Origin of the sequence: Acinetobacter sp. YH12200, from assembly GCF_013418175.1 — a bacterium.
In the GTDB taxonomy this organism is placed as follows: Bacteria; Pseudomonadota; Gammaproteobacteria; order Pseudomonadales; family Moraxellaceae; genus Acinetobacter; species Acinetobacter pseudolwoffii.
Map to the genome: position 1 here is coordinate 49,668 of NZ_VPCO01000020.1, position 17,206 is coordinate 66,873.

The window sequence follows — 17,206 nt, forward strand, 5'->3', positions numbered from 1 at the left end:
AGACGTTATTGAGTATATGCGGTGATATTACCGACCGGAACCGGTTCTTCCTGATAAGAAACACCTTGAAATTCTGGCTCGGCAATGGGTGTGACCAGAGAACCGCGCTCATGTTCTTTTGACTCATCTACAGGTTCCAGGTCATCTAAGGCTGAAGCCAGCTGCTGTAACTCCCGATCCAGTTGCTGCCGGTATTGCTCTATTTCAATTTCATCAATAAAAGCAAAGGCATCCTCTTCGATCGACCACCTATAGCCTCCATCGACCTTAAAAATTTTGACATTGACCGGATATGCCTCCCCCTGATAATTCAGATGAGAAATCGCTTTAAATTGATTGCCCTGCCGCTGGACAATTTTGACCTTCTGCACAGTAAAACGATAGCGTTGATAATCCTGATTGGAATTAAATTCCTGTTGCATCTGCGCTTGAATATTTCTGGCCAATTCATCCATCGAGACAAAGTAACTGCATCCAGCCAGACAGGCGATCATCCATAACACAATGATTGTTCTCATAGCGCCTCCTTCTTTTTCTTTCCTGTTCCTGCTTATAGCTGATATATGCAGTATTGTTATGCTTGCTTATTCTGTGACCTATTTTATGCTTTTTTGAAAAAACAAGAAATAAGCAGTGCATGAATCATGACTAAATTATTTAAGATTTCTACAGCTTTTTGAATAAATGATAAAAATTTACTCATAAAAAAGCCCTGAGTCTAACAGGGCTTTTTTTTGTGAAGATTCTTTTAAAAATCGTCATCACTGGATGGATCACGATGCAAGGCATCATGAATCGCTTCGATCAGCTGCTGGGCAATTTCCTGCTTGGAGGCTTTTTCCAGATCACGCTTATCCATCTGATACTGTTCGGCAAAAAATACGGTCATGGCATTTTCATCCGACGCAAAACCGATATCGGCACGTGAGACATCATTGCAGGCAATCATATCCAGTTTTTTCGCGACCAGTTTGCCCGCGGCATATTCTTCAATATTGCGGGTTTCCGCCGCAAAACCGACCATAAATGGACGTTTCTCTTGCTGGGCAATAGTCGCCACAATATCCGGATTTTTCACAAGCGCCACATTCAGCTCATCGCCAGATTTTTTAATTTTGTGTTCTGCAACTTCCGCCACGCGGTAATCCGCCACCGCAGCAGTTGCAATAAAAATATCACAGCCATCTTCCAGCATCTGCATGCTTTCATTGAGCATTTTTACGGCAGAACTGACATTTTTGCGTTTGACGCCATTTGGTGTATCCAGAGTCACTGGCCCTGCAATCAGGGTCACATCTGCCCCAGCGGCATAACAGGCAGCTGCCAGAGCAAAGCCCATTTTACCGGTACTGTGATTGGAAATATAACGTACCGGATCAATCGCTTCACGGGTTGGACCGGCGGTGATGGTGACACGTTTACCCGCAAGCTGACCAAATTTTTCTGCGATCGCACGCTGTGCTTGATGGAAATATTCTGTGACTTGTCGTGCCAGATCTTCCGGCTCAGGCATACGGCCTAAACCCACATCGCCACAGGCTTGAGATCCGGCATCCGGCATGATCACATGCACACCATCTTCAATTAAAGTGGCCAAGTTGCGTTGTGTTGGCTTAGCTGCCCACATTTGCTGGTTCATGGCAGGCGCTACCCAGACCGGTGCTTTGGTCGCCAGATATAAAGTACTGAGCAAATCATCTGCCAGACCTGCTGCAAACTTTGCCAAGGTGTCACAACTTGCAGGTGCAACCAGTAACAGATCCGCCCAACGTGCCAGCTCGATATGCCCCATACCTGCTTCCGCTTCAGGATCCAGTAATGCCGTATGGACCGGATTGCCTGATAAGGCTTGAAACGTTAAAGGTGTAATAAAAGCCTGTGCCCCTTGGGTCATCACCACCCGCACATTAAATCCGGCATCTTTCAGACGACGAACCAGAATCGCACTTTTATAGGCAGCAATGCCGCCAGTCACAGCTAAAATGATATTTTTATGAGGAATTACACTTACATCGAAGCTCACAAACAGGCTACCTTTCTGTTGCAGTGGGGCTCACAATAGCATTAAATAATGGCATTCCCAAGAGATCAGCTTGCGGGAAAACTGATAATTCATAATAAATAAGTCTAATAACTATGCAATTTTCTATTAAAAACTGGCCGGAACAAGAACGGCCGCGAGAACGCTTAATTCAATATGGCGCAGAAAGTCTGTCCGATGCCGAGCTACTGGCTATTTTTCTACGCTCCGGTTCCCAGCAACATTCGGCAGTTGATCTGGCGCGTTTGCTGATTCAGCATTTTGGTCATTTGACTGCGTTGCTCGATGCACCTTTACAGGAAGTCAGCCAGTTTCATGGCATGGGCATCAGTAAATATACTCAACTGATGGCCGTCAAGGAACTCGGACGGCGTTACATAGCCGAGCACCTGAAACAGGATGCACTGGAACTTACCAATTCCAAGCGGCTGAGAGATTACTTACGTTTTGAACTGCTCGGTGAAACTCAGGAAGTGTTTGCCATGCTGTGTCTGGATGCCAGTTTAAGAAAAATTGCCTTTAAAAAACTGTTTTATGGCTCCATCAATGCATGTGATATTTCCATTAATCAATTGCTACGTTATGCGATTAGCCAACAGGCAACCTCAATTGTAATTGCGCATAATCATCCACTCGGCCGGGCCTATCCCTCTCCAGCAGATCTGCATCTGACTCGCCAGATTCAGCAGGCCTGTCAACTGGTCGATATTTATTTAATCGACCACTGTATCATTGCCCTAGAGGGCAGTTTTTCTTTTGCCGAGCAGCAACTCATTCAACCCGAAATACACAGGTGATTAGCACTTGACAAAGCTGGCACAAGTCAAGAAGATCATGAAAAAACTGTGATGATTCCAATAAATGATTGTACGTGACCAGCCAAGTCTTTTTAAATTGCTGTTTTCCTGGCGAGGTACAATTTTGCCGAAAGTTTTGCCACCTTTAGGCGTAGTGATGTTGATCTCGGCCATCATTGGTGGCTTGTCGCATATTGGTTATTTTCATTTTCCAGAATTACCCCTGGTTGGCTTTACCCTGATTGGAGTGGTGCTGTCGATCTTTCTCGGATTTAAGAATTCGGCCTGTTATGACCGCTGGTGGGAAGCCCGCAAACTCTGGGGTATTCTGATTGCCAATTCACGACATTTTGACCGGGATTGCCGGATGCTGTCTCAAGGTCGCCGTGAACGTGTAATTCAGCACGTGATTGTCTTTGCCAATGTTCTCCGTGACCGGCTACGCCATCAGACAGCCAATCCGACCGAACTGGTTGAAACCAGCGGCATGAGCCAGCAAGCTGTGACCCAGCTCTATCAACAGGCCAACGCGCCGCAATATACCTTAAGCCTGATTCAATGGGAGTTAATGCAGGCGCTCAAAGAAGGTGAAATCTCAGACATCATCTATATGCAGATGAATAATCACGTGGCGGAACTAAGTATTGTCCAGACTGGTTGTGACCGGATTGCGACGACGCCTTTACCTTTTGCCTATTCAGTCTTGCTGAATCGTACCGTCTATTTTTTCTGTTTTATTTTGCCCTTTAGCCTGGGTTCAACATTGGGTTTATTTACGCCTTTACTGGTCGGTATTTTAGCTTATACCTTTTTAGGACTAGATGCCTTAAGCTCAGAAATTGAAGAACCTTTTGGCACGCAAAGTAATGATTTGCCACTGGACTCAATGGTACGTACCATTGAAATTGAACTCTTAGGCACGCTGGGCAAACCAACCCCACCACCGATTCAGGCCAAAGATCATAACCTACTGTAATTTATTCTTCTCTTGCCCTTTTCTATCAGCAAAGGGCACTTCTGCTCTGCAAGAACAAAGTTCGAGTAAAGCACTCAATCAACAAAACTCTCCCAAATCCCGACTTGTCCCGGTTTTAGGCTCGGCACATTCCCGAGTCTGATCCATGGCATATGGTCGCCATGAAAGTCACTGCCAATCGAAACTTTCAGACGATGCTCCGCAATCATCCGATCGACCATCTGGCGAGTAGAACTTGGATCTACCGCTGGCGGCAGTTCAACGGCGTCGCCACCAAACTTGGCAAAGATCTCGATCAGGTAACGAATGTTGGTTGCAGATAGGTCATATTTGGTCGGATGTGCCAGCACTGCAAAACCGCCACTTTCATGAATCACCTGAACCGTGTCTTCAAGACTCAAGCCATCAAATTTGACATAGGCTTTCTTACCTTCCTTGATGTACTTATCAAAAGCCTGTTGCGGGCGAGTCACAATGCCCTTTTCTACTAAGGTTTTGGCAATATGCGTCCGTGTTACCCGATCAGGGATATTATCGACTTTGACCAGTACATCGGCATAAATATCCTGACCAATTAAAGGAATCAGTAAGTCACAGATCTGTTTCGAGCGTTCCGCCCGGATTTTCTTCTGCTGATTGAGGGCTTTTTGTAAAGGCTCAGGATTTTGCATATTCAGTGCAACAATATGCACACCATAATTTTTCTTGGTGGCTGGACGTGACCACTGGCTGGAGATTTCCACCCCAGAAATGATCTTAATCTCATGATTTTTAGCGGCTTCTTGTGCCAGTTCCAGGCCATCCATAGTGTCGTGATCTGTCAATGCCAAAGTATGCACCGATTTCTCTACGGCAGCCTCGACCAATTGCTGTGGAGTTAAAGTTCCATCAGAAATATTGCTATGTGTATGTAAATCTACGCCGTGCATCTCTATACTATGACATTTATTTAATCAGATTTAGATACTCTAACATGAAAGCACTTTTAGACTTTGTGCCACTCATTATTTTCTTTTATTTATATAAAACTGTAGATCCAAAAGACACTGACCATCAACTTTTGCAATTGATCGGTTCTGCGGGGGGTGTCGACAATAATAATATTCTTGTGGCAACCACTGGTCTGATTATTGCTATGCTGGTGGTCTATGGTGCGTTATTTGTCATGCAAAAATTCCGCCTGGATAAGCAGCAATGGATTGTACTGTTTATGACCGTGATTTTTGGTGGGATCACTCTGATGCTGAGCGACGATTTCTATATCCGTTTAAAGGCGGTATTGCTGAATCTGGTCTTTGCGGGCGTATTCCTGCTGTCGCCTTGGTTTAGTAAAGATAAAAAGCCACTGATTCAGCGTCTGTTTGGCCCGGTTTTCAACTTAAGTGAAAAAGGCTGGATCAAACTGAACTATGCCTGGGTCGCCATGTTTGCACTGATGTCATTTTTACATACCTTCTTTGCCTACTTGTGGCTGGATGGAAAATATTGGGGCGAATTTACGGCATTCGGTGACATGATCGTGATGTTTTCCTTTATCATTATCCAGTTTATTGTATTGCGTAAATACTTTAAGACTGCTGAATAAATCCAACTACAAACGATTGAGAATCATCATGCCGTTATTTGTCGTTAGCTGTACCGATCAGGAAGGTACAGTGGAGAAACGTCTTGCCATTCGTCCACAACATCTTGCCCGCTTGCAAAAGCTGAATGATGAAGGCCGTCTGATTGTTGCAGGCGCGATGCCGAAAGATCCGAGTAATCCACAAGCCGGCTTTTATGGCAGTACCATCATTGTCGATTTTGACAGCCGTGAAGACCTGGATACCTGGTTAGAGGATGAACCCTTCCTGAAAGAAGGTGTATATGCACAGATTGATGTGAAACCGTTTAACAAAGCATTCCCTCAAGGATAAGGTTTATGCGTGTTGTTCTTGCCAGTGTTATTGGCCTCTGTTGTACCTTTCATTCTGTATGGGCAGTAGAAGTTGCCACAGTTCAGACAACACCGAACAGTGTCGCCGCCGCCGCTGTACAAGCTGCAGTCGCACCCCCCACTGCTACGCCAAAACCTGCAATCATCCCTGTGGCTGCAACAGCATCTCAAGCCCTTCCGGCAACTGGAAATAAGCCACTGACTGCTGAAGAACTCGCCAGAAATAAAGCTCAGCAAGATGCCAAAGTAAAAGCCTTGGTGAAAGATCAGGCGACACGTCTGCAACAGCTGGAAAAAGCCAATCTGGAAGCGTTAGCACAAAATCAGGAACTACAGCTCAGAAATGACAATCTTGGCGTGCAAGTACAGGTTTTACAAAGCGAACGCAGTGCGCAGATGTTCCTGTATGGTGCTGCCACGTTGGCCGTAGGCGTTTTGCTGGGCTTTCTGATTGCCAGTTACGTTTATACCAAACGTCGCCGTCAATGGTAATCTATTCCCCTTTCGGACTTATTTAAGGTTGTAGTCGTTTTGTCGCATGCAATTCAAACCGCCGATCTCGATTGGCAATTGGTGGATGGCATTGAAGTGCCTGTCTCTAAACAGTTTGGCGATGTTTATTTTTCTAAAGACAATGGTTTGCTGGAAACCCGCCATGTTTTTTTAAATGGCAATGACCTGCCGACCCGCCTGACTGACTTAAAACCGTTTGAATATTTTTGTGTGGGCGAAACCGGCTTTGGCACAGGACTGAATATTCTGGCGTTATGGCAGCTCTGGCAGCAGACCCGTCCGGACAATCACAGTCATTTGCATGCGATTTCAGTGGAGAAATTTCCGCTCTCTAAACCCGATCTGATTCGCGCTTTAAATGTCTGGCCTGAACTCAAGCCATTGGCAGATCAACTGATTTCCCAATATCCGATGCCAATTGCAGGCTGCCACCGCTTAAGCTTCCCGGAAGAATGTTTCTCAATCGACTTGTGGCTTGGAGATGCCCATGATGTATTTCCCATCATGGAAAAAACCGCACCTGTGAATGCATGGTTTCTGGATGGTTTTGCGCCGTCTTGTAATCCAGACATGTGGGAAGAAAATGTTTTAAATAATATTGTGCGTTTATCCGAGATCGGCACCACTTTCGCTTCTTTTAGTGTCGCAGGTGTCCTGAAACGTGGCCTAAAGAATCATGGGATTTCCATTTCACGTCCAAGAGGTTTTGGGCATAAACGTGAAATGCTCAAAGCCATCTGGAAACTATCTGAACCAGCCAATTCGGATGCAGATCAGGATATTACTCAAAAAAAAATAGCATTAAATCCTGAACTTGAATTTAATGTACGCCAGATTGCGGTTATTGGTGCCGGAATCGCAGGTTTAAGTGCTGCCTGGGCCTTTGCGCAGCGTGGCCACCAAGTCACGATTTACGATCAATCAGCGCCACTTGCTGGTGGTTCTGGTAACCCGCTTGCGCTCCTGAACCCAAAACTCTGCCCGATTGAGCAGAGTGCAGAACATTTAATGACCTTGGCTTGGCAACATGCGCTGACTCATTATGCAAAATTCAAAGCCTTTCGACCGATTCAGGTCAGTCAATTGGCACTCAAACATCCCGAGACTCTTTTAAGTCTGGCAAATGAATATCCAGCACATATTCTTTCAGTGCAAACGGCGGATGAGCAGAAACTGCATACTGAATATTCAAGTTTAAAACTTTTAGCAGCAGGAACTATTTCTCCGCATCAATTGCGTGATGAAATTTTACAGCATCCGAATATTAAATATATCCAAGCAAAAATCACCAAAATTGAGCAGCTATCTCAACCCAAACTTTTTGAAAATGAAAATTGTTTGGGTCAGTTTGATCATGTGCTGGTTTGTAGCGCGCGCGAGACAGCACAATTCTTTGAGCATTATCCGGCACTCAAGCCAATTCGTGGACAAGTGAGCTGGCTAAACAATAGCGCTCAGCCTTTAAGCAAAGAGACTGCTTATAACTACGGTGGGTATTGTATGCAACTGGATGATACACATTTAATTCTCGGTGCATCTTTCCATCCTGGTCGGGAGGATACAGAGGTGCTCCCAGAAGATCATGCACATAATCATGAGCTGCTCCAGAGCGTCTTTCCAGATTATGCCGCGTCATTAGCACCGATGGACACCTGGCATGGCCGTGCAGCGCTACGTGCCCAAAGTCAGGATTACTTTCCTTTACTCGGTAAAATGCAGCCTGAACAGGAAATTTATAGTTTTGCCGGTCTAGGCTCCAAAGGCTTTTTATTTGCACCCCTTTGTAGTGAAATTCTGGCCGCCCAGATTCTGGGTGAAGCCTATCCTGTTCCGGCAAGTCTGGTTAAAAAACTCAGCGTGAGCCGCTTTCAAAAGAAAGTAAAAACCAAGAAGCCTTATTTTAAGCCACAAATTTAATTACCCTTTTGCATGAATCCCTCTAAGTCCCCCTTTTTTAAAGGGGGACTTTTTTATACTTTTATGAATAAATAGAATGCCTGTAGCTCCTCCCTTTAGAAAAGGGAGGTTGGGAGGGATTAAATTTCAGCCAATAAAAAAGCGCCTTGCGGCGCTTTTTTTTAACAGAATGCTTATGCACCCTGTTCAAGCGGTAAGCCTGCATCACGGGCGGCACGAGTACCCCCCATCAGAATGACATATTCACGTGAACTGTCAAAACCCTCTAGTTTTTCAGCAGCACGTGGAGCTTTACTACCCCCACCACACAAGATGTAAATGGGTTGATCCGCTGACACCTGAGTTAGGCTCTCTGCTGAAAGATCGTTAATGGGCTGATTTACCGCCCCTTTCACGTGTGCTTCAGCAAAAGCACTTGTATCGCGTACATCCCAGATAATTGCATTTTCTGGGAACTCAAATGTTGTAATTTCTTGTTTACGGATCATTGCGCACTCCTTTGATGTAAACAACACTTGGCAAATGAAGAAAACATCCCTAGCATCTCAGATATTCTTTCCATTTGTAAAGGTCTAAACCATGCCTTCTTTCGATATTGTTTCTGAATTAGAAATTTTTGAAGTAAATCATGCAGTTCAAAACACACAAAAAGAAATTGCGACCCGCTTTGACTTCCGCGGTCAGGACGTTTCTATTGAACTGAATGAAAAAAACAAGGAAATCAAGATTTCGACTGAAAGTGATTTCCAGTGTGAACAAGTGTATAGCATGCTCGAAAGTCATTTCTTTAAACGCAAAGTCGATATTCAGGCCCTTGATCCACAGAAAATGACGGCTTCTGGTAAAAACGTGATTCAGGTAATCAAACTCAAAGACGGTCTTGACTCTGATACCGCAAAAAAAATCAATAAAGCCATTAAAGAAAGCGGCATTAAAGCGCAATCTTCTATTCAGGGTGACAAGATTCGTGTAACGGACAAGAAGCGCGACACTTTGCAACAAGTGATGACCTTCTTAAAAGAACAGCAATTTGGTTTGCCTTTACAGTTCAATAACTTTAAAGATTAAGACCGTACAGTGTCTTAAAGAAGGAATTATGACGCATCGCAATCGACTGACCAAACTGGTAAAAGCTACTTCCAGACTACCTCAAGCTATTCGTAGTACTTTATTGAGTAAAACCTTTGGCCGGATTATTCCCATGGTAGGTTCTGCCAAAATTCGCTATGTAGAACTCAGTGGGGAAAAAGTGGTGGTCACAATCGCCAACCATAAAGTCATGCAAAACCATATTGGTCAGGTACATGCCTGCGCCATGGCCTTAGTGGCAGAAACTGCGACCGGCTTTGTGACGGCAATGAATGTGCCGGATACCGCGATTGTATTAATCAAAAGTTTGAAGATTGATTTTAAACGTCCGACCAAAGGCGCCATGACTGCAGTCGCTACCTTGACGCCGGAGCAACAAGCACTCATGCAAAGCTCCGATAAAGGCGAAACATTGGTTCAGGTCACGGTCACGGATGAATCCGGAGAAACGCCGATTCAATGTGAAATGCTCTGGGCCTGGATTGCCAAAGATCAGCTCAAGCAATCATAATTCTTTCTAAGCAAGAAAAATCCCAGAGATCATCTCTGGGATTTTTTTATATCTCATTCAATCATTGGGCTGCTTGAGACTCTAAAAACTTCTGTTTGGCTTCCTCTGGAATCAGACGCTTATTGCCTTTTACATCGACTGCGACAAAAGTAAATACTCCTTCTGTGACACGAATCGGCGCACGTGAATCATCATGACTGTCCCAGACTTCAATTTCCATCTGAATAGAGGTCTTGCCAACTTTTAAAATCTGGGTATAACAGCTAATGACATCCCCGACTTTCACTGGAACCAGAAAGGTCATCTGGTTAATCGAAATCGTGGCACAACGTCCCTTTGAAAATCGTTCTGCGTGAATCGCGCCTGCCAAGTCCATTTGTGAAACGATCCAGCCACCAAACACATCACCGCTCCAGTTGGTATCTGCAGGCATTGCGATCGTTTGTAGGGAAAGAATCCCCTCTGGTTTTACTTGAGAATCTGACACATTCACTCCAGGCATTTGAATTAGGGTTGGGTATTTAACTGCTGATCAAGCCATTTTTGTAGTTCGCTTGATCGTAATGCACCGCTTATTCTAGCAATTTCGTTGCTTTTATTCATCAACACCAGCGTCGGAATACTGCGAACATTAAATGCTGAACTTAAGCGCGGATTCGCTTCGGTATCAATTTTTGCAAAAACCACGTTTGGATATTGCTGCGCGACAGTCGCAAAATGCGGTGCCATCATTTTACAGGGGCCACACCATTCTGCCCAGAGATCAATCAAAATGGGCAAGTCACTATGGGTGACAAACTGGCTGAAATTCTGCTCATTTAATTCAATTGGGGCCAATGGAATCAGGGCCTGATGACATTGACCACAGGCAGGGTTGGCGGTGAGTTTATCTTCAGGAACACGATTTTTGGCCTGACATTCTGGGCATACAATAATCATCTAGCGTACTCCAATATGTTGATGTAGGAATTCTAATTGGGTTGAAACGGCTTTTTCAAACCATTCACCATGATAAATATCAAAATGCCGGATATTCCACTCCTGATATTGTACAAACGGTGCAAGATTGGTCACGGTTTCGCGACTGGATTCAATCGGAATTAAACTATCCAGTTTTGCTGCAATAAACAGCACAGGAATGGTGATTTTTCTAACTTGCTGAATCGGGCGATAACGCATTAAATTAAAAAAGACCCGCGCAGGAATTTGACCACTCCAATAATAATCCGGATTCACAATCGACAGATAACCCTCGTAGCTGTCCTGTGTCGGCATAAAACACAGCTCGTAAGGATCGACCACCGGCAAGGTTTTGGGCTGCATACCGACCTTGCTTCCCATATAGTCCTGACTAGAAACCTTAAGTGCCTTGGGGAGTTGCTGCAAAGGATAAAGCCTGGCACTTTCAGCCCCATCGACAAAAGGCACCTGTACCATTGCGGCCTGAATATTTTTCAGTTCTGCTGCCAGGGTGAGTACATGCCCTCCGCTTAAGGCAGTTCCCCAGAGCACGATCCGTTGACTGTCAATCGACTTACGTGCCTGAATATGCTTGATCATGGTTCGCCAGTCATCCAGCTGGGCAGAAATCGAGACCAGCTCACGCGGTCGCCCGGTACTGCCGCCCCAATAGCGATAATCGAATAACACCACCGCATAGCCGGCACTGGCAAAATGCTGGGCATAGTGCACCAGTTTAAATTGACGTAAGGCCGCCAGACCATGGGCCATCAAGATCACGGCCGGTTTTTCTATATTTTTAGGCCGATAAAAATCTGCAGCAATCACATCCTGACCGCTTTTTACATACAGTGGCTCAACTGTATAAGCCTGCATACGCGCTCCATTGCGTTATCTTATGGTGATCATCATTTATAAAAATTTCACAACAGCTTCAGCATGTTTTCCGCTTAATGCTATCATAAAGCATATCGATATAAATGAAATGATGGAGTGGCGTCATGAGCGAAAATGTAGGTTTTGCTGGTCAAATTGGTCCAGAACACGTAACTCAAGTGGTTGAGAAAGGTTTTAAATCGATTATCAACAACCGTCCGGACATGGAAGGTGGTTCCGAGCAGCCAACCAGTGCACAAATCGAGGAAGCTGCACGTAATGCCGGTCTGGATTATGTATTCCAGCCAGTAGTAGCCGGTCAGATTACTGAGCTTGATGTACGCACTTTTGCCAATCATTATAATGAGTTGCCAAAACCGATCTTGATGTTCTGTCGTACTGGAAACCGCTCGAATAATTTATATCAGCTGGCAAAACAGATGGACCTGCTGGATGACTAAGTTGTTTTGGAAAGGTGTGGTATTGGTAACCTGTTTTAGCTGTATTACACCTGTTTTTGCTGCACAAGAGCTTAGCCGTGCACTGACCTCTACGGTGAGTGTTACAGGGCAAATGACCACCAACAAGTTTCAGCAATTGATGCAACAGGGTTTTAAATCTGTGATTGTCAATCGCCCGGACCAGGAACAAGGCAATCAGGTCAAGGTTGGACAGCTACGTTCAATTGCTGAAAAGTCTCAAGTCAGTGTTATTTATCAACCCATCATGAGTGGTCAAATTTCTCAGGCCAATATTGAGGAGTTTGCTCGATCTTATAATGAGCTGCCAAAGCCGATTTTGATGGTCTGCCGTAGCGGTACACGTTCAGCGACCTTGTTTAACCAGGCTAAATCTCAAGGATTGATTCATGAATAAAATCTTGGTCGTATTATGTCTGAGCTTGGCCTTTGTCGGCTGTAGTTCAATGAATTTGAAGCCGACTGTAGGTGTGAGTGTGGGAACTACTCTATAGAGTTCTATAGTAAATAAAAATGGCGCTCTTTGCGCCATTTTTTTTATATGATAATCTTCAAATAGTAAAACTATATTCTTTATATAATTATTTTGGGGTAAAACATGAAGTTTAATAAAAGTGTGCTTGTTATCACCTTATCAGGTTTTTTAGCCGCTTGTGGAGGCGGTGGTAGTGACGGTTATTATGATAAATCTCCCTCAACTGGAACCAATAATGGAGATAATTCAAGTATTCCATCTGGTGAACAAACCCCTCAACAAATCTTGGATACCATAAAACGTGAAGGCCAGTTCTTATTTGGAAATTATGACCCAAATGATGCTACTACGGCTAAAGGTTATATTGACCATGCATTAGATACTTTCGCACAGGGTCCCCTACAATTAAGCTTAGACATTCGAAAAATAGATTTATCTGCCTATAAAAATAGCTCATATTACCGCAACAAATGCTTTGCCTTAAGTAAAACAGATTACAGAGCTTGTTATGTATTCGTGGGTGAAGATATTAAAAATATCTTACCTAGTTACGATAACTGGGACTTTGATATTACAGTAAATGATTTAAAAAATATTAAATTACAACATGATGAAGTAACACCAAACTTAGAAGAATATGAATCAAATACACGTATTTATGTATTTGAAAACGAAAATGGAGATAAAAATTTCCATGATGTAACTATTACCGGTGCATTTTCATATCCCTTCCAACAGTCATGGGGAATTCAACAAACTCAACAAAAACGTTTTGTTTTGATTAATAGTAGCACTAGTGATTATAAGATCACCACAACAGCAATTGTAGCCGATCCAGAAACAGGTGAAGATACTGAACGAGAAATTACGACAGGCGCAATTAGTATTTATAAAGATTTAACCTCACGTGATGGTAGCTTATATAACATTCAATCAGGTTCAGGATTTAATGTACTGATAAATGATAATCCCAATATTCCTTTTGCTGAGCCAATTTCGTTAATACTAAACTCATCTCCTGGCACAATTAGTTCAGCTAATTACCGCGTGAGAGCTTCTGGTGAACAAGAATTAATTCTACCGAGCATCACGACAATTGATGGTACTCGTGTTGAAAATGAAACTCCTGATCAAAATAAGCAAACTTTTACTGGTAGTATTAAGTTAATTGGCATAAACATTTTAAAATTTAAACAAGCAACAAGCGGTACGCTTAGTTTTGAACATGCTATTAATGGTACAACATTCAAAGGAACTTCAACAAATAATGGCGGTACAATTAATACGAATTTGAGCTTACCGGCAGGCATTAAATTTTAAGTGTAAATAATTGCAATAAAACCCTCTTTCTAGAGGGTTTTTTTATATAGTTATATTATTTTTAAGATATTTATATTATGTACGACCTCATCATCATTGGCGCAGGCACAGCAGGAATCAGTGCTTATAACGAAGCCATCAAATACACCCAAAATATTTTAATTATTAATGACGGCCCATGGGATACAACCTGTGCACGTGTCGGCTGTATGCCAAGCAAACTTCTGATTTCATCTGCAAATCGTATGCATGACATTCAATCCGCGAAAGACCTCGCTTTACAACATGATGCTGTAGTAGATACTTCAGGTGTGATGCAACGTCTACATAGCTTAAGAGAACGTTTCATTCGCGCAACCCTAAAAGGTGTTGATCGATGGGAGGCTTCACATAAAATTTCTGGTCATGCAACGTTTATTAATGCCCATACAGTTGAAGTCAATAGAAAAGCTTATCAGGCTAAAAGCTTCATTATTGCGGTTGGTTCACGACCTAATATCGATAAAACATTCAAGGAAGAATTAGGAGATAAATATCTAACTTCTGATGAGATATTTGAACTTTCTCAATTACCCAAGTCTTTAGCAGTGATCGGAAGCGGTGTGATTGCCATTGAACTGGCACAAGCCATGCAACGACTGGGCGTAGACACTACCCTGTTCGCTCGTAGCCAAAAAGTAGGTGCCTTAACCAGCCCTGCTTTACAAAAGCTGGCACAGGAGCAATTGAGTAAAGAACTCAATATCAAGTTCAAAATCTTGCCAGATCAAGTTAAAAAACAAGCTGGTCATATCCAGATTAATTTTACTGAAAATGATCAAGCTCAAACTATTCAAGTTGAATATATTTTGGGTGCTACAGGCCGTCAGACTAATCTGGATCGATTGGGTTTAAATCAGTTAGATCCTAATTTTGCTGATATCAAAAAATTGCCTATCAATAAAAAAACCAAACAACTCGCAGATATGCCGATATTTATAGTGGGTGATGCCGCACCTGATGCCCCCATTCAGCACGAAGCTGCTCATGCTGGTAAAGAAGTGGTTCATAACTGTTTAAATTATCCCGAAATTAAACCGATTCCCGCACTCACCCCACTGGCAATCGTATTCTCTCACCCGGAAATGGCGATTATCGGGCAAAGTTTTAAACAGTTAGAACAGCAAAATATTGAGTTTATTCGAGGATTTGCCTCCTATGAAAATCAAGGACGTGCACTGGTTCTTGCTGAAAATAAAGGTGGTATTGAAGTTTATATTGATAAAAAATCAGGCAAATTATTAGGCGCAGAACTCTTCTGTTCACAAGCTGAACATCTTGGCCATCTTCTGGCCTGGACCATTGATGCAGATCAGGATATTCATCAAATCCTGGCAAAACCTTTTTATCACCCAACACTGGAAGAAGGTCTCAGATCTGCTCTTAAACATGCTCGTCGTCAATTTGATGCATTGTAAGTGTTTGCTGACGCTCATTGAGTACATTAATCAAACGGTAACTGTGCGCAACTAAGCGATCTAACCAACGCTGAGCAGCCAATAACTCAAAAGTTTTGGCTGCATTCAGCTGATACGTTGAGGCATAAATATTAGTTTTTTCACGTAATTCGCTACGATGCTGTTTACTCCACTGTTTTAGATGTCCCATTTCAATATACAGTTGGCTCAAATCTTCAGATGAGCGAGTATCTAGCATGCTATTTCCAGCATTTTCCAGAATCTGGATAAAATCCAAGGCAAGTTGATGAATCGCGGGTTGGGTACGAATACTCACAACATGCTTTAGATTTTCCAAATCACTACGCAACACTTTCAGATAAACCATCATCCTTAATAAGCTAAACAGCCGACTTTGATCAGTGCTATTTTCAGGCACAACAATTTTTTCTAAATAATCCTGTAATTTGTAAATTAATTCGTCTTGCTGTTTTAATTCATTGGCCGAAACCAATTCTGCTGACTTGATGGCTTTTAGAATCCAGGAATATTGGGTCAATATGGTTTTAAAGATCACTTGTTCTGCCGTATTAATTGCGACCGCAGGCACTGCCAAACTGGCTTCATCTAAGGCCTGTAATAATGAATCTTCATGTGCCGGAATATATTTCACCAACAGCTGTTCAAAGGGGCGAATCAATGGCATAAAAAATAAGGCACCAAATACACTGAAGGCTGTATGAAAAGCTGCCACAATGACCACATGATCCCAACCAGATAAAAAATACTGTGGTTGATACAGCCATAAAAACAAGGGGACCAAAATACAAAATGCAAAAATTGCACTCACGACATTAAAACAGACATGCACAGCAGCAGTTCGTTTTGCATTCGCATTTGCACCGATGGCTGCCAGTACTGCAGTTGCAACGGTTCCAATATTCTGGCCAATGACGAGCACAAGCGCTTGATCGAGCTGAATCGCCTGACTTGCTAATGCAGCAAGTGTCGCTGTAATGGCGGCACTGGAGGACTGCAAAATCACAGTCATGACCAAACCAAAAAGTACCAATAACAGCTTTGCAGCAAAACTTTCGGTCGAGAAAATTGAAAGATCGAAATGTTCTGCGACACCTGACATTGCTACTTGAAGCAAATCAATTCCAAAGAAAATCAGGCCGAATCCCGCAAGCGCCAAGCCGGTAAGCGCTGTACGTCCATGTGCTAATATTTTAAGTAAAGCGCCTATGGCAATGAGAGGCAAAGCCACTTGTCCAATAGAAAACTTTAAACCTAAAAAAGCCACAATCCAGCCAGTACTGGTTGTACCGATATTGGCGCCAATAATTACACCAATGGCTTGCGAAAAAGAGAGTACGCCTGCACTGACAAAGCCAATGGTTGCTAGAGTCGTGGCTGTGGAGGATTGCACAATCAAGGTCAAGGCAATACCTGAAGTCATTGCTTTAAAAGGAGAACCAGTAAACCGACCTAACCATTGTCTTAATGTTTCACCTGCAATATCTTTAAGGCTCTCGGTCATTAAAGTCATACCAAGCAAAAATAAACCGATTCCACCACAGAGCTGTGTAAATACCTCAAACACGCAGATTCCTAGGCTTTAAATTTTAATGATTAAAACATAATCAGGCTGATTTAAAAACAGCAAATAACCTTGAGTAAATTCAGAATATTATTTTTACTATATTTAATTTTACTATAAATCCCGCACATAAAAAAACACCCCCTGCTGATGCAGGGGGTGTTTCGAATAATGAGCTGGCGATGACTTACTCTCACATGGGTAACCCCACACTACCATCAGCGCAAAGAGGTTTCACTTCTGAGTTCGGGAAGGGATCAGGTGGTTCACTCTTGCT

Annotated in this window: 20 protein-coding genes and 1 rRNA gene; 12 read left to right on the forward strand and 9 right to left on the reverse strand. The window is 43.1% G+C overall.

The window, feature by feature from the left end; genetic code table 11:
* Nucleotides 1–5 precede the first annotated feature (5 nt).
* The gene (locus FTU90_RS12480) at nucleotides 6–518 is read right to left on the reverse strand and encodes a hypothetical protein (protein WP_005098102.1); all 513 of its coding nucleotides are present in this window, start codon (nucleotides 516–518) and stop codon (nucleotides 6–8) included.
* 230 nt (nucleotides 519–748) lie between these two features.
* Complete coding sequence (coaBC, locus tag FTU90_RS12485; protein ID WP_005098105.1) at nucleotides 749–2,023, reverse strand: bifunctional phosphopantothenoylcysteine decarboxylase/phosphopantothenate--cysteine ligase CoaBC; 1,275 nt, start codon at nucleotides 2,021–2,023, stop codon at nucleotides 749–751.
* Between the two features lie 113 nt (nucleotides 2,024–2,136).
* Here coaBC and radC point away from each other — a divergent pair, with 113 nt between their 5' ends.
* On the forward strand, nucleotides 2,137–2,838 hold the full coding sequence (gene radC, locus FTU90_RS12490; RefSeq protein ID WP_180072746.1) for a DNA repair protein RadC: 702 nt from the start codon (nucleotides 2,137–2,139) through the stop codon (nucleotides 2,836–2,838).
* 64 nt (nucleotides 2,839–2,902) lie between these two features.
* Nucleotides 2,903–3,814 (forward strand): bestrophin family protein, encoded by a 912-nt coding sequence (locus tag FTU90_RS12495; protein ID WP_180072748.1) that lies wholly within the window; start codon nucleotides 2,903–2,905, stop codon nucleotides 3,812–3,814.
* A 74-nt stretch (nucleotides 3,815–3,888) separates the two neighbouring features.
* On the opposite strand, the gene FTU90_RS12500 is transcribed toward FTU90_RS12495, so the two are convergent.
* The gene (locus tag FTU90_RS12500) at nucleotides 3,889–4,743 is read right to left on the reverse strand and encodes a PHP domain-containing protein (protein WP_005098107.1); all 855 of its coding nucleotides are present in this window, start codon (nucleotides 4,741–4,743) and stop codon (nucleotides 3,889–3,891) included.
* 44 nt (nucleotides 4,744–4,787) lie between these two features.
* On the opposite strand from FTU90_RS12500, the gene FTU90_RS12505 reads away from it, so the two are divergent.
* The 4 genes from FTU90_RS12505 to mnmC are packed head-to-tail and all read left to right on the forward strand — an operon-like array spanning nucleotide 4,788 to nucleotide 8,180.
* Nucleotides 4,788–5,399, forward strand: coding sequence for a septation protein IspZ (locus tag FTU90_RS12505; RefSeq protein WP_005168649.1), 612 nt, complete (start codon nucleotides 4,788–4,790; stop codon nucleotides 5,397–5,399).
* Nucleotides 5,400–5,427: 28 nt separating this feature from the next.
* On the forward strand, nucleotides 5,428–5,730 hold the full coding sequence (locus FTU90_RS12510; RefSeq protein ID WP_005098111.1) for a YciI family protein: 303 nt from the start codon (nucleotides 5,428–5,430) through the stop codon (nucleotides 5,728–5,730).
* A gap of 5 nt (nucleotides 5,731–5,735) precedes the next feature.
* Nucleotides 5,736–6,242 (forward strand): hypothetical protein, encoded by a 507-nt coding sequence (locus tag FTU90_RS12515; protein WP_100329844.1) that lies wholly within the window; start codon nucleotides 5,736–5,738, stop codon nucleotides 6,240–6,242.
* 39 nt (nucleotides 6,243–6,281) lie between these two features.
* Nucleotides 6,282–8,180, forward strand: a complete 1,899-nt coding sequence (gene mnmC / locus FTU90_RS12520) for an FAD-dependent 5-carboxymethylaminomethyl-2-thiouridine(34) oxidoreductase MnmC (protein WP_159138800.1) — start codon at nucleotides 6,282–6,284, stop codon at nucleotides 8,178–8,180.
* A gap of 173 nt (nucleotides 8,181–8,353) precedes the next feature.
* Here the strand turns inward: mnmC and FTU90_RS12525 are convergent, their stop codons facing one another.
* Nucleotides 8,354–8,668 (reverse strand): rhodanese-like domain-containing protein, encoded by a 315-nt coding sequence (locus FTU90_RS12525; protein WP_005098114.1) that lies wholly within the window; start codon nucleotides 8,666–8,668, stop codon nucleotides 8,354–8,356.
* 91 nt (nucleotides 8,669–8,759) lie between these two features.
* Here FTU90_RS12525 and FTU90_RS12530 point away from each other — a divergent pair, with 91 nt between their 5' ends.
* Both FTU90_RS12530 and FTU90_RS12535 read left to right on the forward strand, forming a co-directional pair.
* A complete protein-coding gene (locus tag FTU90_RS12530) occupies nucleotides 8,760–9,248 on the forward strand; it encodes a YajQ family cyclic di-GMP-binding protein (RefSeq protein ID WP_005098115.1) in 489 nt (162 codons plus the stop codon).
* A 28-nt stretch (nucleotides 9,249–9,276) separates the two neighbouring features.
* Complete coding sequence (locus FTU90_RS12535) at nucleotides 9,277–9,780, forward strand: DUF4442 domain-containing protein (protein WP_159138799.1); 504 nt, start codon at nucleotides 9,277–9,279, stop codon at nucleotides 9,778–9,780.
* Between the two features lie 61 nt (nucleotides 9,781–9,841).
* Here FTU90_RS12535 and FTU90_RS12540 read toward each other — a convergent pair whose 3' ends face one another.
* From FTU90_RS12540 to FTU90_RS12550, 3 genes are read right to left on the reverse strand one after another with little or no spacing between them, the layout of a single operon-like run.
* Nucleotides 9,842–10,282 (reverse strand): acyl-CoA thioesterase, encoded by a 441-nt coding sequence (locus FTU90_RS12540; RefSeq protein WP_218944670.1) that lies wholly within the window; start codon nucleotides 10,280–10,282, stop codon nucleotides 9,842–9,844.
* Between the two features lie 5 nt (nucleotides 10,283–10,287).
* The gene (gene trxC / locus FTU90_RS12545; RefSeq protein ID WP_005098120.1) at nucleotides 10,288–10,719 is read right to left on the reverse strand and encodes a thioredoxin TrxC; all 432 of its coding nucleotides are present in this window, start codon (nucleotides 10,717–10,719) and stop codon (nucleotides 10,288–10,290) included.
* The gene (locus tag FTU90_RS12550) at nucleotides 10,720–11,616 is read right to left on the reverse strand and encodes an alpha/beta hydrolase (RefSeq protein WP_005168660.1); all 897 of its coding nucleotides are present in this window, start codon (nucleotides 11,614–11,616) and stop codon (nucleotides 10,720–10,722) included.
* A gap of 125 nt (nucleotides 11,617–11,741) precedes the next feature.
* On the opposite strand from FTU90_RS12550, the gene FTU90_RS12555 reads away from it, so the two are divergent.
* From FTU90_RS12555 to FTU90_RS12570, 4 genes are all read left to right on the forward strand, one after another.
* The gene (locus FTU90_RS12555; RefSeq protein ID WP_004281596.1) at nucleotides 11,742–12,077 is read left to right on the forward strand and encodes a TIGR01244 family sulfur transferase; all 336 of its coding nucleotides are present in this window, start codon (nucleotides 11,742–11,744) and stop codon (nucleotides 12,075–12,077) included.
* Nucleotides 12,070–12,492, forward strand: coding sequence for a beta-lactamase hydrolase domain-containing protein (locus FTU90_RS12560; protein ID WP_159138798.1), 423 nt, complete (start codon nucleotides 12,070–12,072; stop codon nucleotides 12,490–12,492). The genes FTU90_RS12555 and FTU90_RS12560 overlap by 8 nt, the downstream gene beginning before the upstream one ends.
* A gap of 201 nt (nucleotides 12,493–12,693) precedes the next feature.
* Nucleotides 12,694–13,890 carry a hypothetical protein gene (locus FTU90_RS12565; protein ID WP_159138797.1) on the forward strand — a complete coding sequence of 399 codons (1,197 nt, stop codon included), beginning with the start codon at nucleotides 12,694–12,696 and terminating at the stop codon, nucleotides 13,888–13,890.
* A gap of 77 nt (nucleotides 13,891–13,967) precedes the next feature.
* Nucleotides 13,968–15,347 carry a dihydrolipoyl dehydrogenase gene (locus tag FTU90_RS12570; RefSeq protein ID WP_180072751.1) on the forward strand — a complete coding sequence of 460 codons (1,380 nt, stop codon included), beginning with the start codon at nucleotides 13,968–13,970 and terminating at the stop codon, nucleotides 15,345–15,347.
* Here FTU90_RS12570 and FTU90_RS12575 read toward each other — a convergent pair.
* Nucleotides 15,313–16,932: a Na/Pi cotransporter family protein gene (locus FTU90_RS12575; RefSeq protein ID WP_005098139.1), complete on the reverse strand. Its 1,620-nt coding sequence runs from the start codon at nucleotides 16,930–16,932 to the stop codon at nucleotides 15,313–15,315. The genes FTU90_RS12570 and FTU90_RS12575 overlap by 35 nt on opposite strands.
* A 171-nt stretch (nucleotides 16,933–17,103) precedes the next feature.
* Nucleotides 17,104–17,206 (reverse strand): 5S ribosomal RNA (gene rrf, locus FTU90_RS12580); the annotation flags it as partial.